We start from the raw sequence: 24,392 nt of genomic DNA, 5'->3' as shown, positions 1-24,392 counted from the left end.
ACTCGCGTCACTGGTACTTCTGTAGCAAGTAGTCCGCGTAGTCAGATTTGTGGGTATCCATTTCCGGTAGCTCGATCACTCCGATGAGCCGATCGACTAGGGAGGTAAAGGGTTCTTCTCCTTCATGCTGCTCTGCATCCGGCTTGGTTAGAGAAGCCAGGTACTGCTCGATCATGCGCGACAGACTCAAATTGTTGTCACGCGCATACTGCTTTGCCCGGTCGATGACCAGAGAGTTCATACTTAGGGTTAACTTCTTGTCCATGACAGGTACAGTGTACGTGCGGGTATATGAATTATGCACGTATAGAGTTTGCTCACGCCAACTCAAACCTACTTGTACCGCCCCTCCACCCGCACCAATGCATCCCGCAGGTAGGTCACAAAGTTCGCATCGTCGATCCGGCTAGGAGGGTCGGCGCGGCAGGCGGCGACGTAGGGCTGAAAGGCAGTGGGTACCCGGTCCAAACCAAGCAGACCGATAGCCGCATAGATCCGGGTGATGATATCTGGATGTTGTAGTGCCTCTCCGAGGGAAGCTATGGCTGCTTCGCCGTGACCGAGGTGGAGTAGGGCCTCCGCCGCAGCGATACGAACGCTAACTACTTCATCAGATAGTAAATCCTTTAGGGCTGGGATGGCCGACTGGGCTGCGGTACTATCCAGCACCGCCAGCCCCCGCGCCGACCAGTAGCGAATGGCCGGCTGCGGATCTGATAGGCCAGCAGTAAGTCTATCGAAGTGCTCCACGCCCCGGCCCTTTAGGTCCACTACGGAAAGAATGCGTGCCACGGGGAACAGCGCGGTATCGGCAAACACATCCATAGGTGAGCGGTCGCCGGCTAACTCGCGCACGTAGGGCTCGGGGAGGAGGGAGAGGTCGCGGCTGGCGATCATCCAATCGAAGAGTGCCGTCTTCATTTCCCGTAGGCGCTGCTGGTGATCATGATCGGTGGCTAGGTTGTGTACCTGGTAAGGGTCGGTGGCCAGGTCATACAGCTCCTCGACGGGCTTACGGTCGGCCATGAGCCAGCCGGTGAGGCTGTCGAGTTCGCCGAGTGCGTGGAGCCGGCGAAGCTCCTGGCGGATAGGCGTGATCTCTGAATAGTTGCTCCACTGCATCTGCGGGCGGTTGGACTCGAAGTGGCGCAGATACTGGTAGCGGCCGTCGCTGACCGAGCGGCTGAACTCGTAGACCTCGTCGATGCGGTCCAGGATGGCAAAGGTGTAGGGGCGCTCGCCGCGGTCGGGGCCGAGAAAGACGGTGCCGGGGAGCGCTGCGGGTACTTCCAGTCCGGCTAGGGCGAGGGTGGTGGGGGCTAGGTCGATGAAGTTGACCAAGTCGGTAATGGATTCCCCCGGGGCGGCGGGGGCCAGGTCCTGGTACTGCGGAGGGAAGTAGGCGATCATCGGTACTCGGGTGCCGGAGTGGTAGAGCCAGCGCTTGTGGCGGGGTAGCCCGTCGCCGTGGTCGGAGTAGAAGAGGATGATGGTGTTGTCGGCCAGTCCGGCGCTATCGAGCTGGTGGAGGATCTCGGCGACCTGCCGGTCCATCCGGGTGATCTGGGTGTGCAGGGCGGCTACGTTGCTTCTCACCTCCCGGGTGTCGGGGTAATAGGGGGGTAGTGGGGCTAGGTCGGGATTATGGCGCGCCTGCGGGGGCAGCAGGTCATTTACCCGGCGCAGTTCCGTACTATCGTAGCGCGTCTGGCTCTGGTGGGTATCGAAGATGTTGAATACGCAGAAAAAGGGGGTATCGCGGGGCAGCTCCGTGAGGTAGTGGCTTACTAGCGAGTCGTAAGTGGTGCTTCCGTTATGGTCCCAAGCTGCGGCGGGGACCGGGAAGTTGTAGTCGGTCTTGTTGAAGTTGGCGCAGTGGTAGCCACCGGCGCGGAGGTCCTGTGTGAAGCAGTCCACTTCCTCGCTCAGTGGCACTTCTCCGCGTAGGTGCTGACTGCCCAGAGTGCTGGCGTAGCGGCCGGTGATGATGGAGGAGCGAGCCGGCGTGCAGACCGAGGCCGAGGCGTACGCGTTGGTGAAGCGCAGTCCGTGGGCAGCCAGGGTGTCTAGGGTGGGGGTGTAGGCGTAGTCATCGCCGTAGCAGCCCAGGTGGGGACTGATGTCCTCGACGGTGATCCAGAGAATGTTGGGGCGCTGCGAAGGTTGTCCCTCGGCGGAGAGGAGTAGGGTGGCTAGTAAATTGACCGAAAGTAGAATAGCGCGCAGGGACATACGGGGAGGGGAGCGTTGTACGGGGGAAGGTACGCGATCCAGCTTGCACCTGCGGCCCCGCCCGCACCCTAGCTATGCTGTAAAGACGCCGTACTATTGAGCTTATGTTACGTACCGTACTGCTCCTCCTTACCCTTGCCGGTAGCCTCTCCGCCCGCGCCCAATCCGTGCCGGAAGACCAACTCGGGGCTTGGTACATGTACTTCTACACCGCCCAATTCGGAGACGGGCCCTTCGGCGTGCAGGGGGATGCGCAGTTTCGGTTCTGGGACCTGGGCGGTGATCTGGAGCAACTGCTGCTGCGTAACGGACTGACCTACCTGCTGCCGGAAAGCAAGGTCAAATTCACGCTGGGCTACGCCTACGTGGCCTCGGGGGTGCCGGGGGATAGTAACGACAGAAGTCAGGAGAACCGGATATACCAGGAAGCGCTACTGCCCCAAAAGATCGGTACGCGGGTGTACCTGACGCACCGCTTCCGCTACGAGCAGCGCTTCGTGGAGGGGCAGGACTTCCGTACCCGCTACCGCTACAACATCTTCGTGAACGTGGCGCTCAATCAGCCGGAACTGGCCAGGCGTACCCTCTACCTGGCGCTGTACAACGAGGTGTTCATCAACGGGCAGACGAACATCGGCGGCGGACGCAGCGTCGAGCGCTACGACCGCAACCGGACCTACCTGGGGCTGGGCTACGGACTCACCGACCGGCTGCGGGTGCAATTGGGATGGATGAACCAGACGACGGCGGTATGGAATAAAAATCAGCTACAACTCAGCGCCCACCACAGCTGGTAGTGCATTAAAGTGAGGGGGAAGCACCTATCTTGGGGCCCCGTGAACTTCTCCCCATTCGGTCTATTGCTGCTTCTGCTGCTGGCTGCCCCCCTTACCGCCCAGGCCCCCTTCGACGAGGTGACCGCCAACGAGGCGCCGACCGCTACGGCCGTGCGCTTTAGCGAGGGCATTACGCTCGACGGAAAGCTCGACGAGCTGGAGTGGCAGAACGGGCAGCCGGCCCGGGACTTCTGGGAGACCTTCCCGACCGACCGCCAGCACTCTGCCTACCCCACAGAAATTTATTTCGGCTACGATGACCAGAACTTCTACGTAGCCGCCCTGTGCCGCACGCCCGGTAATAAGTACATCATCCCGAGCCTGCGGCGCGACTACCGGGCCGGGGGCAACGATAACATCACCTTCGTGCTCAACCCCTTTCGGGACAAAACCAACGCCATCGTCTTCGGTATGAACCCCTACGGCGTGACCCGCGAGGCACTCATTTATAACGGAGGGGAAAGCACCGATGACTTCCGCGAGGAGTGGGACAACAAGTGGCGCGGCGAGAGCTACATCGGCGATGGCTACTGGAGCTGCGAGATGATCATCCCCTTCTCCAGTCTACGTTTTCCCAGCGGCGCGGCCGAATGGTTTTTCAATAGCTACCGGATGGATACCCAGAGCAACACCCGCTCGACCTGGCACCGCATCCCCCAGAACCAAACCATCATGAGCCTGGCCTACATGGGTGCCCTGCGCTTCGAGGGCGGAGCACCGCAGGCCCAGGGGAAGAACCTGGTGCTGATCCCCTACGCCGGGGGCAGCATGCGGCGCGACTACCAGGCCGAAACCCCCACCGACTTCGACGGCAACGTAGGGGGGGATGCTAAGGTAGGCATCGGCAGCGGACTGAACCTAGACCTGACGGTGAACCCCGACTTCAGCCAGGTGGAGGTGGACCAGCAGGTGATCAACACCACCCGCTTCGAGGTCTTCTTTCCGGAGCGGCGGCAGTTTTTTCTGGAGAACGCCGACCTATTCGGCAGCTTTGGCTTCGAGCGGGCCAATCCGTTTTTTAGCCGGCGCATCGGGGTGACGCGCGATACCACCACGGGCGAGGGGCTCCAAAACCCCATTTACTTCGGGGCCCGCCTGAGCGGCAAGCTCACCGACGATCTCCGCGTGGGCTTACTCAACATGCAGGCTGCCCATAACCGCGACCAGGGCCTACCGAGCTTCAACTACACCGTGGCTGCCCTGCAGCAGCGGGTGGGCGCGCGCAGCAACGTAGGCGGCATCTTCGTCAACAAGCAGAACTTCACCAACTTCAGCGATAGCACCGAGACCAACGCCGACTTCAACCGCGTCGTCGGCCTGGACTACAACCTGGCCACCCGCGACAATGCCTGGAACGGTAAGACCTTCGTGCACCGCAGTTTTTCCGCCAACGAGGGGGGCGACGATTATACCCACGGGCTCAATCTCGAGTACCGCCACCGCAACTGGAACGTGCAGTACGACCACATCTACGTCGGGGAGGACTTCAACGCCGAGGTGGGCTTCGTGCCACGGCGGGGCTACTTCTCGAGTGGGGTGGAGGCGGCCCGCATCGACTACCCCAAAAACCCCAATGTAATCACGAAGGGTCCCTTCACCGAGCTACGCGCTTTCTTCCAGCCGGGCGACGGGCTTACCGACCGCACGGGCTCCGTAGGCTACGAGTGGCGCTACGCCAACACCAGCGAGCTGAGTCTGGGCGGGGGCTACAACTATATCTACCTTTTCGACGATTTCGACCCCTCCCGCACCGGGGCCACCCCACTTCCCGGCAATCGAGGCTACGGCGCCTGGGCCGGTTTTCTCAACTACCGAAGCGACCGCCGCCGCAAATTCAGCACTGAGTTCAGCGTTGATGCCGGGCAGTTTTTCAACGGGCAGTCCTACGGCGTCGCCGGCAACCTCCAGTACCGCTACCAGCCCTTCGGCAGCATCGACCTGCGGGTGAGCTATTCCTACCTCGATCTGCCGGAGCCCTACGCGAGTACGGCGCTGTTCTTGATCGGTCCGCGTATCGACTTCACCTTCTCCAAGTCGGTCTTCCTCACCACTTTCTTACAGTACAACGACCAGATTGACAACATCAACGTCAATGCCCGCCTGCAGTGGCGTTTTGCCCCGGTGAGCGACTTCTTCCTGGTCTACACCGACAACTACGACAGCCTCGACTTTGGCGTCAAGAACCGGTCCCTAGTAGCCAAAGTCACTTACTGGCTAAATCTTTAGGGCGGGGCCGCAGGTGCGGGGCCAAGTCGAGCGAGCACCTATCTTTGTCGCCCCCAATCCCCAACCCGCCCACCTGCATACCGTAGCGCCGAACTCCGGCGTTAAGCAGGCCATTCCACCTCTGTACATGCGGCTAGCTACCTCCGGACTACTGACCCTCTGTTTCTTGTTTTCCTTCTCTGCCCACGCCCAACTGCAGATGCGCGGTCTGGAGCTGGGCGGCTGGCTCGGTAGCTCCTTCTACCTCGGTGACCTCAACACCCAGTTCCGGTTCAACCATCCGAACCTGGCCGGGGGCGTGATGGCCCGCTACAACTTCAATCACCGCATCGCTGTGCGGGGTAGCCTCAACCACGGCCGCGTGGAGGCTTACGACAGCGAGAGCGAAAATACCTTTGAGCGCATCCGCAACCTGAGCTTCCAGACGCGGCTTACTGAGCTTAGCGGGCAGCTTGAGTTCAATTTCCTACCCTATTACCACGGGAGCCGGCAGTACTTCTTTACGCCCTACGCCTTTGTGGGCTTTTCGGCCTTTCACTACGTACCGAAAACGATCGCCGATGGGGGCCAGAGCGTCAATTTGCGTCCTCTGGGTACGGAGGGGCAGCGGCAGGGTGATCGTTACAGTCCCTTCGGGCTGGCCCTGGCTTACGGCGTCGGTATCCGCTGGGATCTCTCCTACGCCTGGAGTATGGATGCCCATTTGAGTCTGCGCAACACTACCACCGATTACCTCGATGATGTGAGTACGGTGTACCCAGACCCGGTGGCCCTGCGTGCCAACAACGGCGATGCGGCGTTCTTCCTTAGCGACCGCAGTCTACCGCCCGAGGATGGCGGTCCCCGCCTCAACCGGGAGGGCACCCAGCGCGGTGATGCTACGGTGAACGACCGCTATTTTTTCCTGGGGCTGGGCCTGAATTACTACTTCGGTGATGTGATCTGTCCTACGGTGACTAAGGATCGGAAGACCAAGCGGCGGCAGAAGCGGGCGGCTAAGCAGCGGGGGCGGGAGTCGGCTAAACGGAAGCGGGCTCGCCGGGGGTAGGGGCCTAGCGGCCCGGGCGCCTGCGGCGCGGTTGTTGAACCACAGAGGGCGCAGAGATACACAGAGGGGTAGTGATAGTTATGCTGGTTGCGATGGGTCAATTCTTCGTATTACAGCTACATTTTGTAAACGCGTGTCGGTGGTGTACCAGACCCACATTTAACACGACTCCACATATAGTAGAGTGAGAGGCTGGACCTTGCGGCCATGAATACGAATGAGCTTACCTATGAGATCCGAGCAGCTGCGTTTGCTGTACATACCGAACTAGGACCTGGACTTCTAGAATCTGCGTACGAACAATGTTTAGTTCATGAACTTCAAATGCGAGGTTTCAGTGCGATAAGTCAGGTTAGGATCCCCCTTACCTATAGGGGCATAGTACTTGGAGACGGATACCGCGCAGACATAATTGTTGAGAACCAAGTGTTACTAGAACTGAAAGCAGTAAAAGAGCTAGAGCCGGTACACCACGCCCAGGTACTGGCTTACCTCCGACTGTCAGGCTTGACAGTCGGGCTACTCATGAATTTCAACGTGCACCGTATGCGGGATGGCATCAAACGCTTCATACAAGATACCTAATCTGCCTCGCCTTCTCTGTGGCCCTCTGTGCACTCTGTGGTTCAAAACCAAGGCCGCTAGGCCTTCTGACCGCTCGGTGGTTACCCATTAGGGCCGTTAGGCCCCTAGACTTTCTAATAAGCCCAGTTTCACATCCCGCACCAAACCAGGCCCAGCATACACCATCCCACTATAAAGCTGCACCAACTTCGCTCCAGCGGCAAATTTCTCCAGCGCAGCCTCGACACTATCGATCCCCCCCACACCCACCATATCCACATTCCCCCCACTGCGGTCTGACAAATAACGAATCACTTCCGTAGCCCGCCGCCGCAGCGGGGCTCCACTCAGCCCACCATTACCAATCCCCTTTACCGATTCAATATCCGTGACCAGCGGCTCCCTCGCAGTAGTGGTATTGGTAGCGATAAGCCCGGCAATACCGGTATCCCGCACAATAGCCAGGATATCATCGAGCTGGCCGTCGGTGAGATCCGGAGCGATTTTAAGCAATATAGGTTTCCGGTGCCAGAGATCCCCCGGGGTGCCGAGCTCCTCCGTTTGCCGCCCCTCACTGCGGGCTAGATCGAGGTTAAGGCCCTGTAGAGTCGAAAGCAGCGCCGTAAGCGGCTCCCGGTCCTGCAATTCCCGCAGATTAGGCGTGTTCGGCGAGCTTACATTAACCACAAAGTAATCCACTAGGGGAAAGAGCCGCTTAAAGCAGGTCACGTAATCCGACGTCGCCTGCTCATTAGGGGTCACCTTATTCTTCCCAATATTACCCCCCAGCACCACCTTACCGGGCCGGCCGTCGCGCAGTAGCCGCCGCGCCAGCGCCTCTACTCCCTCGTTGTTAAAGCCCATGCGGTTGATCAGCGCGCGGTCCACCGGTAGCCGGAATAGCCGCGGCTGCGGATTGCCGTGCTGCGCCAGCGGCGTCACCGTGCCCAGCTCCAGAAAGCCGAAGCCCAGACTTGACATATCTCGGTAGTACTTCCCATCCTTATCGAAACCCGCCGCAAGCCCCACCGGATTTGGGAAAGGGATACCGAACAGCTCCGTCTCCAGTCGCGCATCCTCAAAGCGGTACCGCGCCCGAAATGCCTCACTCACGCCGGGTAGTGCCAGCGTCGCGGCCAGCCCCTGCACGGTAAGGGCGTGGGCGCGCTCGGGGGGGAGGCGGAAGAGGAGGGGTTTTAGAAACTGATACATAGGGCAAAGATAGACCGCGGCCTGTGGCCGGGGTAGACTCCTCGCTTATGCGTTCGGAGGTAGACCGCTGCGCGGGTAGAGCTGCCGCTGTCGTGCCTGCGAGACGAGTCTATCCCGCAGGGTCTAGCCGCGCAGCGGTCTATGCCCGAACGCGTCAGCGAGGGCTCTACCCACCGCGCAGCGATGGTCTACCCTAATGATCTTGCAGCACCAGCAAAGCCACCGCGCTATCAAACACCACCCTACTCACCGTACTTTCATTAAACAGCCGGCCGAAAAAACCGTGGTCGTGGTAGATCATCGCCAGCAGATCGGCATCGTGTGACCTTACGGCTTGCTGGATGCCACCGCTTACGTCATCCTTAGCGCCGCTACGTACCTCAAACCGGTGGTTCACCCCCGCCAGGTAGGTCGGTAGCTGGGGGTCGTAGCCCTTACCGTCGCCGTCGCTGTCACCGTGGTAGATGATGAGCTCGGCGTCATAGGCCCTGACTAGATCGAGCAGCGGTTGGATGACGTGCACACCGGCCAGCTTACGCTCATCGACGGAGAGGAGTACCCGCCGAAAATCATGGAAGACCACCTCGTCCGGCACCGCTAGCACGGGTAGTTTGCTGTTCTTGATGACGGAGTTGGCTACGCTGCCGGTGAAGAGCTCGCGGGCGGCCGTGGAGCCCTTAGTGCCCATCACGATCAGGTCGTAATTCTTCGCTTTCGCTACGCGGGTAATGGTAGGGCCGGGGTCACCATCTACGGTGTGGGTATCGACCGTAGCACCATTCCTGAGCTGCGGCGTCACTTCCTCCTTCACCCTCCCCATGGTCTCCATAGCTTCTTCACGGATGTGGTCCTTGATGTCGACCAGCGCTCCGGCGGCGGCGGAATAGGGCTCCTCCACGGCGGAGACTAGCGAGAGCTCACTGCCGAAGTGATTGGCGAGACTTACCCCGTACTGCACGGCATTACTGGCGCTTTCGGAGTAGTCGGTGGCGACCATTATCTTTTTCATCGTAAGGGGAGTTTGTGGTACAACGACTTCAAATGACGCGGGTTCGCGCTAAGCGTCGGACGCTTTAAAGCGTCCGACGCTTATGCGCCGTACCTTTGCCCTCCACATCATGCAGTTCCACCAACTCATCCACCAATCCCCCGGCCTCGAACAGTTGCGGCAACTGGCGGCCGCCGACCGGCTGCCCCACGCCAACCTGATCGTGAGCCCGGCCGGTACCGGCGGACTGCCCGCCGCCCTGGCCGTCGCCAACCTCCTACTATGCGAGGACCGCCAGGGTACGGAGGGGGATACCAGTTGCGGCCGGTGCCGGGCCTGTCGCAAGACCAGCACCACCGTGCACCCCGATCTACACTTCGCCTTTCCCACGGTAGGCTCGAAAATGACCGGCGATCCCTTCCTGCCGCAGTGGCGTGAGGCCCTGAAGGAAAGCCCCTACCAGGAAGCCAACGACTGGCTCCAGCGCATTGGGGCGGAAAACAAACAGGGTAACATCACCCGCGAGGCCTGCGCCGGTATCTTACGCAAACTTAGCCTGAAGATCTTCGAGGGCAAGTACAAGATCATGCTGGTGTGGCTACCCGAGCACCTCGGCAATGAGGGAAACCGCCTACTCAAGATGATCGAGGAGCCACCCGAGCGCACCATCTTTTTTTTGGTATCCGAGCGCGTCGACCTCATCCTCACTACCATCCTAAGTCGCTGCCGGCTCACGAAGCTGAACGCCCCCACCGACGTCGAACTGGCCACCGCCCTCCAGGCCCGCGGCATCCCCGCCCCGGCCGCTACCGCCGCCGCCCGTCTGGCCGCCGGTAACTACAACCTGGCGCTGTCGCTAGCCGATAGCGATACTGCCGACTCCCACGGCCCCCGCCTACTCGACTGGACGCGCGCCTGCTACCAGGGCAGCCCCAGCCAGCTCATCGCCTGGACCGACGAGTTCGCCAAGCTAGGCCGCGAAACCCAGAAACACTTCATCCGGTACTGCCTACACTTCTGGCGGGAATTTCTGCTACTGTCAGTCACCGGAAACCAACACAATGGTGTGCGCCTCCCGGCCGAGGAGCTAGCCAGCGCTACCAAACTGCTGCCCCTGGTCGACCATGACCAACTAGCGGGTATCACCGGGATCCTGAGCGAATGCGCCGAACACGTCGAGCGCAACGCCAACCCGAAAATCCTGTTTCTGGATGCCGGTCTGCGCATCCACCACCTACTCCGCACCCGGCTTACATCAGGGGCCCCTACCCCTGCTGACACTGCCCAATCAGCTGCTGCCCGTGCGTAATCATAAATCACCGAATCATGGGATGTACATCCTGCGGAACCCCCCAGGGCTGCGGCAGCAAAGGCAACTGCGGCACCGGGAGCTGTAATAAAATGAGCACCTTCGACTGGCTCAGCCACCTGGGCGTCGACGATGCGTATACCACCGATATCGTCGAGGTGTCCTTTAAGGACGGAGCCTCTAAGGACTTCTACCACGCCCCGCCCGAACTACAGGTCTACACCGGCGACTACGTGGCCGTCGAAACCAAGAACGGCTACAACGTAGGCTCTATCTCCCTGAGTGGCGAACTGGTGCTACTGCAGCTCAAAAAGAAGGGTGTCAAGGAAGCTAAGGTCACCGAAAGTGTACTGCGTAAGGCCAATGACCGCGACCTGGAGAGGATGCACGAGGCCCGTAAACTGGAGTTTCCCGCCCTGATCAAGGCCCGCGCCATCGCCCGTACCAACCACTCGCCCATGAAGGTGACCGATGTGGAGTATCAAGGCGACTGCCGCAAGGCTACCATCTACTACACGGCCGATAGCCGCGTTGATTTCCGCGAGCTCGTGCGCCAGTTCAGTCACCAGCTGCGGGTGAAGATCGAGATGCGGCAGATCGGTCCCCGCCAGGAGTCCGGCCGCATCGGCGGTATCGGCAGTTGCGGTCGCGAGCTCTGCTGCTCGACTTGGCTGAGCGACTTTCACAGCGTCAACACCGCCGCGGCCCGCTACCAGAATATTGCCATCAACCAGAGCAAGCTCTCCGGACAGTGCGGGCGGCTCAAGTGCTGCCTCAACTACGAGCTCGATACCTACATGGAAGCCCTGGAGGCCTTCCCCAAAAAGGCCGATAAGCTACGCACCGACGCCGGCCTGGGCATCCTCATCAAGACCGACATCTTTAAGGGCCTGATGTACTACACCTACAAGGAAAACCGCGGCGTGCTCCTACCCATCCCCGTCGAGAAGGTGCACGAGATCCTGGCCCTCAATAAGGCCGGCAAGCAACCCGCCGACCTACAGGGCTTCCAGGAGGTGATCGAAACCAAGGAAGAGGTGTTTGAGTACGAAGACGTCACCGGAGCCGTCGAGCTACCCACCGAAAAGCGCCGTCGGAAAAAGAAGAAGTCCGGTAGCCGGAGCGGCAGTGGCCGTAAGCCAAAAAGTGGTGGTAACGCCGACAGTTCCCCGGGCGAGAAGCCCAAAAATAAAAGTAACAAACGCCGCAGCAAGAATAGCCGTAACCGCCGCCGCGACTCCAAGAAAAAACCGGAGTAGCCCATTACGCCTTTACACCCTTAACTCCTTTACACCTTAGCCCCCTAACCCCTTCACCCCAGACCCCATGGATTTCGACGTCACCATCATCGGTAGCGGCCCCGGCGGCTACGTGGCCGCCATCCGTGCCGCCCAGCTTGGCCTGCGCACCGCCATCGTAGAGAAGTACAACAGCCTCGGCGGCACCTGCCTCAACGTAGGCTGCATCCCCTCCAAAGCCCTGCTCGACGCCACCGAGCACTACCACACGGCCCACGACAAATTTGCCGATTTTGGCATCGACGTCAAGGATCTCCAGGTCAACATGCCGCAGATGATCAAGCGGAAGGACGAGGTCGTGGAGCAGACCGTCAGGGGCGTAGAGTTCCTGATGAAAAAGAACAAGATCGAGGTCTTCTACGGCCACGGCAGCTTCACCGATCCCCATACCCTCCACGTGGCCATGAACGAGGGGGAGGATAAGGACCTCAGCAGCGAGCACTTCGTCATCGCCACCGGCTCCAAACCTATTACGCCCGAGGCGTTTCACTACGACAAGCAGCGCGTCATCACCAGCACCGAGGCCCTCAATATCACCGAGGTACCCAAGAGCATGGCCATCATCGGCGGCGGCGTCATCGGACTGGAGCTGGGCAGCGTCTTCGGCCGCCTCGGCACGGAGGTCGACGTCATTGAGTTCCAGGACCGCATCCTGCCCCTCATGGACAAGGACTGCTCCAAGGAACTCACCCGCGCCCTCAAAAAGATCGGCCTCAACTTCTTCTTCAAATACAAGGTGACGGACGTTCAGGGCGGGGCCGCCGGTGCAACGGTCACATTCGAGAAGCAGAGCGATGGGGAGGTGACTACCAAAGAATACGACTACTGCCTCGTAGCCATCGGCCGCCGCCCGTACACCGAAAACCTCGGCCTCGATAAGGCCGGCGTCGAGGTCGACGAAAAGGGTCGCGTTGCCGTCGACGAACACCTGCAGACCAACGTGCCCCACATCTACGCGATCGGCGACGTCATCCGCGGTGCCATGCTCGCCCATAAGGCCGAGGAGGAGGGTATCTACGTGGTCGAAAAGATCGCCGGTCAGGACCCTCACGTAGACTACAACCTCATCCCTGGCGTCGTCTATACCTGGCCCGAGGTGGCCGCCGTTGGCAAGACCGAGGAAGAACTCAAGGAGGCCGGCTTGAACTACAAGTCCGGCAAGTTTCCCTTCAAGGCGCTGGGCCGTGCCCGGGCCAGTACCGATACGGAGGGCATGGTCAAGGTGCTCACCGATGCCGAGACCGACGAGATTCTGGGCGTGCACATGGTCGGAGCCCGCGCCGCCGATATGATCTCGGAGGCCGTGGCGCTGATGGAGTTCCGCGCTAGTGCGGAGGATGCTGCGCGGATGAGTCATGCACACCCGACGTATACGGAGGCCTTCCGGGAGGCTGCCCTGGCGGCTACGGGTGATCGGGCGCTGCATGTGTAGTATACTACCGCGCTACCGTAAGCCGTAACGGCCGGTGATCCGACCACTGCGGAGCGAGCCGATCGATGTCCACGATGGTCAGGCTCGTATCGACTAAAAAGTAGTCAATGCGCAGTCCCGGTAAGGGGCCGGTGAAGGTGGCCCCAAGCCCCGAACCCCGATCCGACCAGGCATCACGCAGCCGCGGCGACAGGATCTGATTATAGGTATAGGAGGAGGGGACATCGTTGAAGTCGCCCCCCAGGATAACGGGGTAGGGGCTTTCGTTCACCGCCGTGCGGATGGCATCGGCCTGCTGGGCCCTGACCCGAGTGGCCCGGCTGTACCCGGCGAGCATGCGACCGAAGGTTTCCAAGCGGTCGCCGAAGGATCTACTGCCACCGCCTATGTCCTCGGCCAGGTTGCTAATCTTGTTGGTTTCCAGGTGGGCATTGATGATGCGCAGCTTGCCGATGGGAGTGGGCAGGTCGGTGACGATGAATCCGTTGTATTCGTTAGGCTCCGAGAAATTAGCACTGACGGGCTCGGGCGCGGTGCCGTAGGTAGCGATCAGTGTACCCTCCTTTTGGTGTCGTTGCCTTAGGTGATCGGCCGACTGTATTTGGGAAATGTAGTCAACCCGGTACCTGGTTGTGCGTACTTCTTGGAGTAGAGCGACATCGACGTTGTACTTACGAAAGGTACGGCCTACGCGACTGGTGTCGGCATCGGTGCCGTCGGCGGAGCGGAAGAAGCGCTGGTTGCCGGTAAGGAGGGTCAGCGTGGGGGAGTCGGGCGGCAGGGTGGGGGCGGGTTCCGGCCAGGCAAAGAGTCTACCCAGGATCGGCACGGCACCCAACAGTACGAGTGCGGGAAACACCGCCGTGCGCCACCGGCCACGGAGCAGCTGCAGTAGGGCGAAGAGTAGCGTAAAGAGCAGGAGTAAGGGTAGCAGCAGCGCCACCACGGCCGGGGGCCAAAAGGTATGGGGAGAGACGTAGCGGGCCAGTAGTCCGAAGCCCGTGGCCAAGACAATGAAGTTACCAAGAAAAGTGAGGAGACGACTCATGCCCCAGCGCTAGCCGCGGTTGCTGGCCTGAAACAGGAATTCCTTTTCCTCCTTACTCAGACTGTTGTACCCCCGTTCCTTGATCTTGTCGAGGATAGCATCGAGCTGCTCCTGGTGGCTAGCCTCGCTATCCAGGATCACTGACTTCCTACCACTACTAGACTTAGCCGCTCCGCCCGCCCGGCGCACGAAGCCGGGGCGCTCCTTGGTAGTAGCCGTTTCCTTCACCGAGCGGCCGCCGCGAAAGGCGGCGTGGGGGCCGCGCTTGGGGTGGTCCTTGCTCGGGCTCAGCATGCTGTGGTAGAGGTTCTGCACGCCGATGAGGGTAGACTGGATGGGCGTAGTCAGGTCGGTACCCCGCTTTAGGTACCAGGTAAAAAGGAAGCCCATCGCAATACCACCGAGGTGACCGACGGTGCCGCCGGTATTGACACTGTTGCCGAGGCTGATCACGTTCATCAGCACCACGAAGGCGACGATGTACTTGATGCGTACGTTGCCCAGGAAAAGCAGTCGAATGCTGTAGTCGGGGGCAAACACGCCGGTGGCTACCACGATACACATCACCGCGGCGCTGGCCCCGAGGGCGTAGTGGTTGATGGTCCCATCGCCCGCAAATCCGGTCAGACTGGCGCCCAGAAAGAAAAACACTGCACCCGCGAGCCCGCCCAAAATATAGAGTGGAAGCACCCGCCGATCGCCCAGTAAATCCCCGAAGATGCGGCCGAACCAGAAGAGCCACAGCATATTGAACAGGATATGCCAGAAGCCCTCGTGCAGGAACATGTGGGTGAGCACCGTCCAGGGATGGGTAAGCATGTGCCAGCCCGAGTTGGAGATCGCGAAGAAGTGGACAACGTCGTAGTACGACTCCGGCGTCGACTGCCCGTTGAGGAGACTCAGCCCCGCCCAAGTCAGGTTAATCACCAGGTACACGGCCACGTTGACGATGATGATCCGGTTGACCATGTTGCCATAGTCGAACTCGCGGCGGATGTCGTCCCAGATGGATTGTAGCATAACGGTGGCGGCTTCGCCCTTAAAAACGTTTGGTGGCTAAAAAGATTTACCGCCCCGCGGATAAAGGCCTACAAACTACGAATTTAGCGCGGTACGCCACGGTCCCACCGCTGGGCCCCGGCCGGCGGGTCACTGCGGTACCAAAGATAGGCCAGTAGCCCCCCCGTAAGCGCCCCCCCGATGTGGGCCCAGTGCGCGATGGGGTCCCAGCTAAACTGCATGAAGCCCAGGAAGACCTCCACGGCCAGGATGACCGGTACGAAGTAGCGCGCTTTGACGGGGATGGGCAGGAAGATGAGCGCCAGTTTAAAGTCAGGGTACAGGATGGCAAAGGCGCCGACGATACCGTAGATCGCACCTGAGGCTCCCACCATGGGGATGTTGCGCTGGTAGTCGATGTACTCCTGCATCATGCCCACTCCGTCGCGCAGGGCCTGGGCGGGGTCGCCGGTGCGTAGGACGAGCTCGTTCTGGATATTGGCCACGACGGTGCTTACGCGCTGGCCGTTGTCCATACTGAGGCCCTTGGTATTGAGCCGGCCAAAAAAGTCGTTGAAGTGGGCCAGGGTAGGGTCCTGCTGGAAGGCCTGGAGCTGCTCCTGCATCTGCCCGAGTTGAAACCAGGTGAAGCCGAAGTGTAGGGCGACGGCCCCGGCGGCGGCAGCCAGGTACAGGATCAGGAAGCGGCGCGGCCCGTAGCGCATCTCCAGCAGTGGCCCGAACATGAACAGGCCGAACATATTGAAAAAAATGTGGGTCAGTCCCCCGTGCACGAAAAAGTGGGTGACTAGCTGAATGGGGTGAAACCGCTCGCTGGTGGGGTAGTGGAGAGCGACAAAATCCGACCACTGACCGACGGGGATGCCGAGATTAGGTAACAAAAAGAAAATCGCAAAGACCGCTACGTTGATGATGAGCAGGTTCTTTACGATGGGGGTCAGCGGCGGCATCCGGACGGGTGGTTTAGGGGGAAACCGACTAACATAGCGCCCGGTTGTAAACCGTTGGACGCTTCTAGCGTAAACCGTTGGACGCTTTAAAAGCGTCCAACGGTTAGGCGAAGAGCCGCTCCACCTCCGCCAGCTCGTAGCGCACGTAGCACTTGCGGCCGTTGGGCGCCATACGGGGCTGGCTGCAGGCGAAGAGCCGGTCGATGAGGCTACGCATCTCGGCCTCGTCTAGGGCGGTACCACGCTTGATGGCCGCGGCGCGGGCAAGACCCCTAGCCAGCCGTTCGTGGCCGTCGCTCTGGAGGTCTACGTTGGTCTTGTACTGTTCGAGCAGGCCTTCCAGCAGATCGAGCTCGCTGTTGCGGTCGGCCAATTCGGCGGGGATGCCGCGCACAATGAAGCTACCACCACCAAAAGCCTCCAGGTCGAAGCCGAGTTGGTTAAGCTCGGGAAGTAGGGACTGCATGAGCTCGGCGTCGGCGTGGGCCAGGTCGATGGTCTGAGGAAAGAGTGACTGTTGGGTAGCCGCCGGTTTCTCGCGCAGGGTGTGGAGGAAGCCCTCGTAGAGGATGCGCTCGTGGGCGGCCTGCTGGTCGACCAGGATCCAGCCGCTCTTGATGGCACTGACGATGTAGCGGTGGTGCAGTTGGTAGGGGGCGCGGCCCTGGGTGGGGGGAGCCCCCTCGTCCTCCTCGCGGCCCAGGCGACTCTGGAGAATCTCGCCGGTGTTGGTATCGACCGTGAGGTCCTGGTACATCGTCTCCCAGTGCTTAAGGTTGTTAGCGTGCCGCTGCGCCTCGCTGCGGGGTGTGTCGCTATTCATCTTACTGGGTAGGGCCTCGCCGGTGTCGGGCTGACTGGGTACGGTCTGGATGCTAGTACGTGAGGGCGAAAAGGGGTTATCGGACTCGAAATCGATGGTAGGCATGATGCTGGCCCGGCCCAGCCCGTGGCGGATGGTAGCCTTAAGGTAGTTGTAGATTAGGCGCTCGTCCTCGAACTTGATTTCCTGCTTGGTGGGGTGGACGTTGACGTCAATGCGTGCCGGGTCGATCTGCAGGAAGATGACGTAAAAGGGGTAGGTATCCTTGCCCAGCAGCTCGTCGTAGGCCATGGTGACCGCGTGGTGCAGGTAGCTCGACTTGATGTAGCGGTCATTGATGAAAAAGAACTGCCCCACCTTGGTCTTACGTGCCGCCTCGGGCTTGCCGACGTAGCCCCCGATACGGAGGATGTCGGTGGCCTCTTCGATGGGTACGAGCAGGTCGCGGTATTTCTTGCCGAACACGGCGATGATGCGCTGGCGTAGCTTACCGGCCGCCAGACTCAGGTCGAGCCGGTCGTCGACGTAGAGCTCGAAGCGCACCGAGGGGTGGGCCAGGGCGATGCGGATATACTCCTCACGGATGTGTCGCAGCTCGACGGAATCGGACTTAAGGAAATTGCGGCGGGCCGGTACGTTGTAGAATAGGTTACGCACCGCCATACTGGTACCCGGCGGGGCGGCCACCGGCTCCTGGGTGATGACCTCGGAGCCTTCCACGACCAGGCGGGTGCCGAGATCGTCGGGGGCCCGGCGGGTCCTGAGCTCTAGCTGGGCGATGGCTACAATACTGGCCAGGGCCTCACCGCGAAAGCCCATCGTGTGAAGGGTGAAGAGGTCCTCGGCTGTACGCAGTTTGCTGGTAGCGTGACGCTCAAGCGACATGCGGGCGTCGGTCTCGGACATCCCGCAGCCATTGTCGACGACCTGAATGAGTGTCTTGCCCGCATCCTTGACGATAAGGGTGATCTCGTCGGCCCCGGCGTCTACGGCATTCTCCACCAGTTCCTTGACCACGCTGGCCGGCCGCTGGATGACCTCACCGGCGGCGATCTGGTTAGCAATGGCATCGGGAAGTAGCTGGACGAGATTGTCCGTCATAACTGGGTCAGGGGGTTCGGAGGCAAACTACGGACTATTTAGCCGAGCAGCTGCTCCAGATCGGGGAAGTACACCTGAATGAGCAGGTAGCTAATTACTACCAGCACCACCATGATAATGACCAGGGAGTAGTTCGACTTCGCTACCCGCTCGTTGCGGTAGCGACCGGCCGCCTCACCACCGGCACCCTGGCGGAAGCCACCGCGCAGGCGTTGCTTCATGCCCTCCACGCCGCCGTTCTGCAGCGTCTCAATGCGCAGCCGCCGTTCTTCGGCTTCTTCCTTTTTAGGATCCCAGTACCGGGGCTTATAGGAGAACTGTTGGGCCTTGGGGGTCTTGAAGAGGCGGAGAAATGCCATGGGACGTCGCGTTTTGGGGAAAGATATAACGCCTTAGCGGTCAAATAGATGCATAGCGCATCTGCATTAGTGGCTAGCCGTTGGACGCTTCTGAAGCGTCCAACGGCTAAACCTAAACCATGCAAAACTAACCCGCGCCCAGGAAGACCTCATGCAGCACGTCTGGCTGCTCGGCGAGTGTACCGTAGCCGACCTACGCCGCGCCGTGCAGGCCCAGTCCGGTAAGCTCCCGGCTCACTCCACCATCTCCACCCTCATCCTGGCCCTCGACGAGCGGGGCTTCGTCACCCACCGGCAGTACGGTCGCACCTTCGTGTACACGCCCGCGATCAGTCGGGAGGCCTACGGGCGGCAGCGGTTGGGGCGGCTGGTACGGCGCTTCTTCGGGGGCTCGGGGGCGGCGGCGGTGAGCTATCTAGTTAAAGATGAGAACTTGAGCCTGGACGAGCTCAGTGAGCTGGTCCGTCAACTGGAGGAGGAGTGAGTGCCACGCTGATAAACCTACTGATTGAAGGCACCGTAGTCTGGTCCGTCCTGCTAATTTATTACCTGCTGGCTTTCCGTAGCACGCACGACTGGACTACCCACCGCCGCTACCTGTTGTTGGCGTGGATCTTCGGCCTTGTGCTTCCGGTACTGCCATCCATCGATCTGGGTTCCAGTATGCCCGCCGCCGCTCGACTACCCGGTGAGCTGATGGGTTACTTGGCCCCCGCTACTGTTGTGCAGCAGCCCACTGCGGTTGCTCCTTCCTACTGGACGTGGTCCACCATCCTCACCCACGTCTGGTTGGCCGGAGCTATGGGGAGTGGGGTGGTCGCGGTGCTGCGGTTACTTGCGCACCTGCGGCCCCGCCCGGTGGCACCCGTGGTATACCGTGGCTATCAGGTCATCAAGAGCCAACATGTGAAGACGCCGTACGCAGTGCGTGGACGTATCTACCTGCCTACCAAGCTTGACCCAGCGGTGGAGCAATCCGCGCTGCTTCACGAAGCCGCTCACCTGGACGCAGGCCATGATAGGGAACGGCTGTTTCTCCTGCTTGGGAATATCGTTTTATGGTTCCATCCCCTGCAATGGGTATTCACCCGTCTGCTCACTAGTCTGCACGAATACGAGGCGGACCGGGTAGTCATCGGGCAGCTTCCCGCCCACGTGTATGGACTGCAATTACTTCAAGTCGCCCTGTCACCGCGCTTGGTGTCGGGTTTATTTTCATCCCCCCTAAAGAAGCGTATCATGTATTTACAACGAGAGACGACGGCCCGCCCGTTCGGTTACGGCAAGTGGACTGTACTGGTAATTCTACTCGCCGGCTTACTGGTGGCATGCAGTCAGGAATTGACCCAACCCCCGCTGGAGGTCGCCGCCGAAGCCGTGCCCTTTGGCATCGAGGCTTTGCAGTTCCAGGCGAATGCACCCAAACTCCGGGACGATCGCTATCCTAGTTTTATGGAGGCGATGTACCAGGAGATTCGCTACCCGCAGCAGGAGCTGGCACGGAACGAGCTTGGCAAAGTGTTGGCCACGATCTCCCTTTCGGCCACCGGCGAGCTTACCGATCTGACCACCCGTATCGTCCTGCCGATGGAGCAGTTATCCGAAAATAACACCCTTAGTGTCATCGGCGCGGGACAGGGCGGTGATATCAATGTGAGTGCTATCAATACCGCCTTTGCGGAAGAGGTGGCGCGTACGATCCGTACCCTCGGTGCCTTCCAACCGGCTATGCAGGGGGGGACTGCCGTACCCGCAGTGATCCAGTTTAGCGTGGTGTTCTTTCCGGAAGATCCCCCCCAAAAGGAGTAGGGTAGGCGGCGCGGGCGCGGGTGCAATGCGTCAGGAGGTGACCCAGTTTGCTAGCTGGAGGTCGGCTACCCGGGCGTGGTGCTTGGTGTTGTTTGAGACCAGTGTCATGCCGTGGTGTAGGGCGGTGGTGGCGATGAGGAGGTCGAAGTCGTGAATCGGTCGCCCAATTGCTTCTAGACGCGCGCGTTCCTTTCCGTACAACTGAAGCGAGTCGCTTATAGACAGTACGGTAGCAAAACTGGCAATCTCATTGGCATCATGCTTGTGACGTTCGAAGTTCGAGCTTTTAAACGCTCCATAATGTAATTCAGCAAGGGTGATGTCCGATACGTAGCAATTAGAGGCTCTGATCTGCATAATTTTATCTCCTATCCCATACTTGCCCCGGAGAAAAAGTATGCAGATGTCGGTATCTAACAGATAGCTAGTCATCTAAATTGATTTCTCGACCGGAAAGGGAGCGGCTATTGATAATCTGTTCTGCAAGGTCATCTGGAGTCGAATCTTTCCAGGCACCTTCTAGCCGCCTCATCACTTCGAGTCGCTCGGCTTCCGATAGTTCAGCTGCTGGGATAGCATTGCCATAGCGCCTGCTTGAGGTTGCCATTGCAGGTTCATCGGATGTAAGATCACCAGAACCTATACTTCCGTTGATCATATCGATCAACTCTAATTTTTCCTTACTAGACAAGGCTAGGATGGTATCCAGCCAGCTTTTCTCAATCGATATTCCCATGGCGAATGGCGTAGTTTTGTGACTAAGTTACAACGAGCGGCCCTACGGGGAAGTTCCTTAGCCGTTGGACGCTTGGCAAGCGTTCAACGGCTTACTACCCTCCGACTATGACTCTCCTGCTGTTCCTAATCACCCTCATCGGCACCGGCGGCCCCGCCCACGACTACCACGTCAGCAAAACCAACGTCCGCTACGTAGCCGAGCGGCAACAGGTACAGGTGGAGATGCACGTCTTCGTCGATGACCTGGAACTGGCTATGCAGGATGCCGGGGCTCCCCTCCTGGAACTCGGAACGGAAGAGGAAAACCCCGAAAGCGAGCGCTACCTGACGGCCTACCTGGACAAGCACTTCGGGATCGACTGGAACGGAGCGCCGCTACCGGTGAATCTGGTAGGCTGGGAGCTAGAGGATGACCTGCACGGGCTCTGGATCTACCTGGCAGCCGAGGGGGTGGAGCCGGCCCGGGAGGTGCGTATGCAAAACAGTGTGCTGACGGAGTACTACGCCGATCAGAAAAATATCGTGAAGGTCTACGCGGGGGAGGAGCGGCTGGGGACCTTGCTGATGGGGCGGGGTAGGGAGGGGGGAGAGTTGCGGATGGAGGGACAGGAGTAGGCGGACGAGGGACAGGAGTATAGGAGACTCGGCCGACGAGAAGAGAAACTATGGAACAAGACATATTACGACCCCACGCGGAGACGGCCTATGTGCATGAGCTGAAGGCATTGGAAGCAGCGGACAACGGCGCGAAACCTGGCGGCTGGCGGCTCAGTCCCCGCGCCGTGGTGCGCTACATCATGGGCGATACGCTGGAGGACGGCACGGAGATCACCCCGAAGTACTTCGGCGACCGGCGGCTGATCGAGGTAGCGGTGGCCAGCCTGGTGACGGACCGGGCGCTGCTGCTGGTGGGCGTGCCGGGCACGGCCAAGACCTGGGTAAGCGAGCACCTGACGGCGGCCATCAGCGGACAGTCGACGCTGCTGGTGCAGGGCACGGCCGGGATGAGCGAGGATGCGCTACGCTACGGTTGGAATTACGCCCGGCTACTGGCCGAGGGGCCTAGCGAGGCGGCACTGGTACCCTCGCCCATCATGGTGGGTATGCGGGAGGGGAAGCTAGTACGTATCGAGGAACTGACGCGGATACCGAGCGACGTGCAGGATGCCTTGATCACGGTGCTTTCCGAAAAGATCCTGCCTATCCCCGAGCTCAACCGGGAGACGCAGGCGCGCCGCGGCTTCAACGTCATCGCTACGGCCAACGACCGGGACCGGGGGGTGAATGAGCTTTCCAGTGCGCTGCGGCGGCGTTTCAATACCGTGGTCATGCCACTGCCGGCCACGCTGGAGGAGGAGGTACGTATCGTGACCGATCGCAGTCTGGCCGCCGCCGAGCGCATGCAGCTACCGCCGGTGAAGCAGGATGCCGCCGCCGAGATCACCCGGCTGGTCACCATTTTTCGCGAGCTACGCAGCGGTCGCACGGAGGATGGTCGGACGCAGCTCAAGTCACCTAGCTCAACGTTGTCAACCGCCGAGGCGATCTCGGTCGTCAATCAGAGCCGGGCCCTGAGTCACCACTTCGGTAGCGGCGACATCGAGGCCGAGTACCTGGCCGCCAGCCTGGCGGGTGCCGTGGTGAAGGACCAGGAGCAGGACGGGGTGGTATGGCGGGAGTATCTGGATGTGGTGATGCGGAACCGGAAGGAGTATGAAGACCTCTACGCTGCGCTGCGAGGGTAGACCGCTACGCGGGTAGACCGGCTGACGCCGGGTAGACGCCTTCGGCTGGTTAGACGCTTTGCTGGTTAGACCGACATTCATGCAACCAAATTTACCCTGGATTGCTTTGTAGCTTTGCATCCCGTCTAACCAGCGAAGCGTCTACCCCCGAAGGGGTCTACCCCGTAGGGTCTAACCAGCCCCGATAGCTATCGGGGCGTCTACCAAGCGAAGCGATCTATTTCTATGCGTGTGACCGAGCATTTTGAACAGGCCGAAGGCCAAACCCTCATCAGCTTCGAAGTCCTCCCTCCCCTCAAGGGCGGCAGCATGCAGGCCATCTTCGATACCCTCGATCCGCTCATGGAGTTCAAGCCGCCCTTCATTGACGTAACCTACCACCGGGAGGAGTACGTATACAAGAAGCGGCCCAGTGGGTACTACGAAAAGACGGCCATTCGCAAGCGGCCCGGCACGGTGGGCATCTGCGCGGCTATCATGCATCGCTACGGGGTGGATGCGGTGCCGCACATGCTCTGCGGTGGCTTCACCAAGCAGGAAACGGAAAACGCCCTCATAGACCTGGCCTTCCTCGACGTGCAGAACGTACTGGCGCTGCGAGGCGACGCCCGTAAGTTCGAAGGGCGGTTTGTGCCGGAAAAAGACGGCCACAACTTTGCCTCCGAGCTCGTAGAGCAGATCGTGTGCATGAACGAAGGGCACTACCTCGATGAGCTGGTCAAGGACGAGCACGTCAGTAAGACCAACTTCTGCGTGGGTGTGGCCGGCTACCCGGAAAAGCACTTCGAGGCGGCTAACCTGGAGCACGACCTACGCTACGTGAAGGCCAAGGTGGAGGCCGGCGCGGACTACATCGTCACCCAGATGTTCTTCGACAACGACAAGTACTTCGAGTACGTAGACGCCTGCCGGAAGGTAGGGATCGACGTGCCCATCGTACCGGGCCTCAAACCCGTCACCAAGCTTTACCAGCTTAATTCCCTGCCCCGGCTCTTCCACGTTGACCTACCGGACGATCTGGTCTGCGAGATCACCAAGGCCAAAACGGCCGAAGCACGCACCCAGGCCGGCATCGAGTGGTGTACGGCCCAGAGCAAAGAACTCAAGGAGCGTGGCGCCCCCTGTCTGCACTACTACACCATGGGCGATAGCTCCACGATCCACGCGATCGCCGAAAAGGTGGCGTAATTTGTACCAAGCGGCCTATATTTGCGGCCGCTTACACGATTTGGCGCGGTAGCTCAGCCGGTTAGAGCGCAGGATTCATAATCCTGAGGTCGGGTGTTCAAGTCACCCTCGCGCTACATCATTCTGCTTCCCCCGTGCGGAGGAGGCAGTTTTTGTTATGGTTCACGTCTATATTCTATTCAGTGAGAAGCTAGACCGCTACTATGTGGGTAACACAGAGTTGTTACCTGAGGAAAGACTCGCACAACATAATGCCATGCTAAAGCGAAACTCTTTCACCAGTAAAGGGGTGCCTTGGCAGTTGGTGCTAGTATTTGATTGTGAATCAAGAAAGCAAGGAGTAGAAGTAGAACAGCACATTAAACGCATGAAAAGCTCTCGCTACCTTGACAACCTTCGCAAATACGACGAGATGCGTACAAAGCTGTTGTTGAGGTACAGAAATACATAGCGAGGAGAGCGCAGG

23 protein-coding genes, 1 tRNA gene and 1 pseudogene are annotated in these 24,392 nt (G+C 60.0%); 14 read left to right on the top strand and 11 right to left on the bottom strand.

Annotated elements, in window-relative coordinates; all coding sequences use genetic code 11:
- Positions 1-7: 7 nt before the first annotated feature.
- Positions 8-265, bottom strand: a complete 258-nt coding sequence (locus ACOOHD_RS10790; protein ID WP_420457885.1) for a DUF6364 family protein — start codon at positions 263-265, stop codon at positions 8-10.
- Positions 266-333: 68 nt separating this feature from the next.
- The gene (locus ACOOHD_RS10785) at positions 334-2,232 is read right to left on the bottom strand and encodes a sulfatase-like hydrolase/transferase (RefSeq protein ID WP_420457884.1); all 1,899 of its coding nucleotides are present in this window, start codon (positions 2,230-2,232) and stop codon (positions 334-336) included.
- A gap of 104 nt (positions 2,233-2,336) precedes the next feature.
- On the opposite strand from ACOOHD_RS10785, the gene ACOOHD_RS10780 reads away from it, so the two are divergent.
- From ACOOHD_RS10780 to ACOOHD_RS10765, 4 genes are all read left to right on the top strand, one after another.
- The gene (locus ACOOHD_RS10780; RefSeq protein WP_420457883.1) at positions 2,337-3,029 is read left to right on the top strand and encodes a DUF2490 domain-containing protein; all 693 of its coding nucleotides are present in this window, start codon (positions 2,337-2,339) and stop codon (positions 3,027-3,029) included.
- A gap of 39 nt (positions 3,030-3,068) precedes the next feature.
- Positions 3,069-5,294, top strand: coding sequence for a DUF5916 domain-containing protein (locus ACOOHD_RS10775; protein WP_420457882.1), 2,226 nt, complete (start codon positions 3,069-3,071; stop codon positions 5,292-5,294).
- Positions 5,295-5,421: 127 nt separating this feature from the next.
- The gene (locus ACOOHD_RS10770) at positions 5,422-6,342 is read left to right on the top strand and encodes a DUF6089 family protein (protein ID WP_420457881.1); all 921 of its coding nucleotides are present in this window, start codon (positions 5,422-5,424) and stop codon (positions 6,340-6,342) included.
- Between the two features lie 207 nt (positions 6,343-6,549).
- A complete protein-coding gene (locus ACOOHD_RS10765) occupies positions 6,550-6,927 on the top strand; it encodes a GxxExxY protein (RefSeq protein WP_420457880.1) in 378 nt (125 codons plus the stop codon).
- Between the two features lie 96 nt (positions 6,928-7,023).
- Here the strand turns inward: ACOOHD_RS10765 and ACOOHD_RS10760 are convergent, their stop codons facing one another.
- Both ACOOHD_RS10760 and ACOOHD_RS10755 read right to left on the bottom strand, forming a co-directional pair.
- Positions 7,024-8,118, bottom strand: coding sequence for a quinone-dependent dihydroorotate dehydrogenase (locus ACOOHD_RS10760; protein WP_420457879.1), 1,095 nt, complete (start codon positions 8,116-8,118; stop codon positions 7,024-7,026).
- 193 nt (positions 8,119-8,311) lie between these two features.
- Positions 8,312-9,127: a universal stress protein gene (locus tag ACOOHD_RS10755; protein ID WP_420457878.1), complete on the bottom strand. Its 816-nt coding sequence runs from the start codon at positions 9,125-9,127 to the stop codon at positions 8,312-8,314.
- 82 nt (positions 9,128-9,209) lie between these two features.
- Between ACOOHD_RS10755 and ACOOHD_RS10750 the strand changes: the two genes are divergently transcribed.
- From ACOOHD_RS10750 to lpdA, 3 genes are all read left to right on the top strand, one after another.
- Positions 9,210-10,415 (top strand): ATP-binding protein, encoded by a 1,206-nt coding sequence (locus ACOOHD_RS10750; RefSeq protein WP_420457877.1) that lies wholly within the window; start codon positions 9,210-9,212, stop codon positions 10,413-10,415.
- Positions 10,416-10,507: 92 nt separating this feature from the next.
- Positions 10,508-11,674: a PSP1 domain-containing protein gene (locus tag ACOOHD_RS10745; RefSeq protein ID WP_420457876.1), complete on the top strand. Its 1,167-nt coding sequence runs from the start codon at positions 10,508-10,510 to the stop codon at positions 11,672-11,674.
- 67 nt (positions 11,675-11,741) lie between these two features.
- Positions 11,742-13,145 (top strand): dihydrolipoyl dehydrogenase, encoded by a 1,404-nt coding sequence (lpdA, locus tag ACOOHD_RS10740; RefSeq protein WP_420457875.1) that lies wholly within the window; start codon positions 11,742-11,744, stop codon positions 13,143-13,145.
- 4 nt (positions 13,146-13,149) lie between these two features.
- On the opposite strand, the gene ACOOHD_RS10735 is transcribed toward lpdA, so the two are convergent.
- The 5 genes from ACOOHD_RS10735 to ACOOHD_RS10715 all read right to left on the bottom strand — a co-directional run bounded on the left by ACOOHD_RS10735 (position 13,150) and on the right by ACOOHD_RS10715 (position 18,446).
- Positions 13,150-14,193: an endonuclease/exonuclease/phosphatase family protein gene (locus tag ACOOHD_RS10735; RefSeq protein ID WP_420457874.1), complete on the bottom strand. Its 1,044-nt coding sequence runs from the start codon at positions 14,191-14,193 to the stop codon at positions 13,150-13,152.
- Positions 14,194-14,202: 9 nt separating this feature from the next.
- On the bottom strand, positions 14,203-15,213 hold the full coding sequence (locus ACOOHD_RS10730; RefSeq protein WP_420457873.1) for a rhomboid family intramembrane serine protease: 1,011 nt from the start codon (positions 15,211-15,213) through the stop codon (positions 14,203-14,205).
- Between the two features lie 83 nt (positions 15,214-15,296).
- Positions 15,297-16,163, bottom strand: a complete 867-nt coding sequence (locus tag ACOOHD_RS10725) for a rhomboid family intramembrane serine protease (protein WP_420457872.1) — start codon at positions 16,161-16,163, stop codon at positions 15,297-15,299.
- Positions 16,164-16,266: 103 nt separating this feature from the next.
- Entirely contained in the window at positions 16,267-18,087 is a 1,821-nt protein-coding gene (mutL, locus tag ACOOHD_RS10720; protein WP_420457871.1) for a DNA mismatch repair endonuclease MutL, read from the bottom strand.
- Between the two features lie 38 nt (positions 18,088-18,125).
- Entirely contained in the window at positions 18,126-18,446 is a 321-nt protein-coding gene (locus ACOOHD_RS10715; protein ID WP_420457870.1) for a hypothetical protein, read from the bottom strand.
- Between the two features lie 139 nt (positions 18,447-18,585).
- Here ACOOHD_RS10715 and ACOOHD_RS10710 point away from each other — a divergent pair.
- Positions 18,586-18,930 (top strand): annotated as a pseudogene (locus ACOOHD_RS10710) (BlaI/MecI/CopY family transcriptional regulator); the annotation flags it as partial.
- Positions 18,927-20,255 (top strand): M56 family metallopeptidase, encoded by a 1,329-nt coding sequence (locus ACOOHD_RS10705; protein ID WP_420457869.1) that lies wholly within the window; start codon positions 18,927-18,929, stop codon positions 20,253-20,255. The pseudogene ACOOHD_RS10710 and the gene ACOOHD_RS10705, both read left to right, overlap by 4 nt.
- 30 nt (positions 20,256-20,285) lie before the next feature.
- On the opposite strand, the gene ACOOHD_RS10700 is transcribed toward ACOOHD_RS10705, so the two are convergent.
- Together ACOOHD_RS10700 and ACOOHD_RS10695 are read right to left on the bottom strand one after the other, a co-directional pair.
- Positions 20,286-20,687, bottom strand: a complete 402-nt coding sequence (locus ACOOHD_RS10700) for a PIN domain-containing protein (RefSeq protein ID WP_420457868.1) — start codon at positions 20,685-20,687, stop codon at positions 20,286-20,288.
- On the bottom strand, positions 20,680-20,991 hold the full coding sequence (locus ACOOHD_RS10695; protein WP_420457867.1) for a hypothetical protein: 312 nt from the start codon (positions 20,989-20,991) through the stop codon (positions 20,680-20,682). The genes ACOOHD_RS10700 and ACOOHD_RS10695 overlap by 8 nt, the downstream gene beginning before the upstream one ends.
- Before the next feature lie 107 nt (positions 20,992-21,098).
- On the opposite strand from ACOOHD_RS10695, the gene ACOOHD_RS10690 reads away from it, so the two are divergent.
- The 5 genes from ACOOHD_RS10690 to ACOOHD_RS10670 all read left to right on the top strand — a co-directional run bounded on the left by ACOOHD_RS10690 (position 21,099) and on the right by ACOOHD_RS10670 (position 24,377).
- A complete protein-coding gene (locus ACOOHD_RS10690; RefSeq protein ID WP_420457866.1) occupies positions 21,099-21,608 on the top strand; it encodes a DUF6702 family protein in 510 nt (169 codons plus the stop codon).
- 50 nt (positions 21,609-21,658) lie between these two features.
- On the top strand, positions 21,659-22,738 hold the full coding sequence (locus tag ACOOHD_RS10685) for an ATP-binding protein (protein ID WP_420457865.1): 1,080 nt from the start codon (positions 21,659-21,661) through the stop codon (positions 22,736-22,738).
- Positions 22,739-22,963: 225 nt separating this feature from the next.
- The gene (gene metF / locus ACOOHD_RS10680) at positions 22,964-23,926 is read left to right on the top strand and encodes a methylenetetrahydrofolate reductase [NAD(P)H] (RefSeq protein ID WP_420457864.1); all 963 of its coding nucleotides are present in this window, start codon (positions 22,964-22,966) and stop codon (positions 23,924-23,926) included.
- A gap of 42 nt (positions 23,927-23,968) precedes the next feature.
- Positions 23,969-24,042: transfer RNA gene (locus ACOOHD_RS10675), tRNA-Met, on the top strand.
- Between the two features lie 41 nt (positions 24,043-24,083).
- Positions 24,084-24,377: a GIY-YIG nuclease family protein gene (locus ACOOHD_RS10670; protein WP_420457863.1), complete on the top strand. Its 294-nt coding sequence runs from the start codon at positions 24,084-24,086 to the stop codon at positions 24,375-24,377.
- Positions 24,378-24,392 lie beyond the last annotated feature (15 nt).

This window comes from Neolewinella sp. (genome assembly GCF_965214665.1).
GTDB lineage: Bacteria > Bacteroidota > Bacteroidia > Chitinophagales > Saprospiraceae > Neolewinella.
The sequence above is the reverse complement of the archived record's forward strand: the minus strand, read 5'-3'. Positions and strand labels throughout refer to the sequence as shown.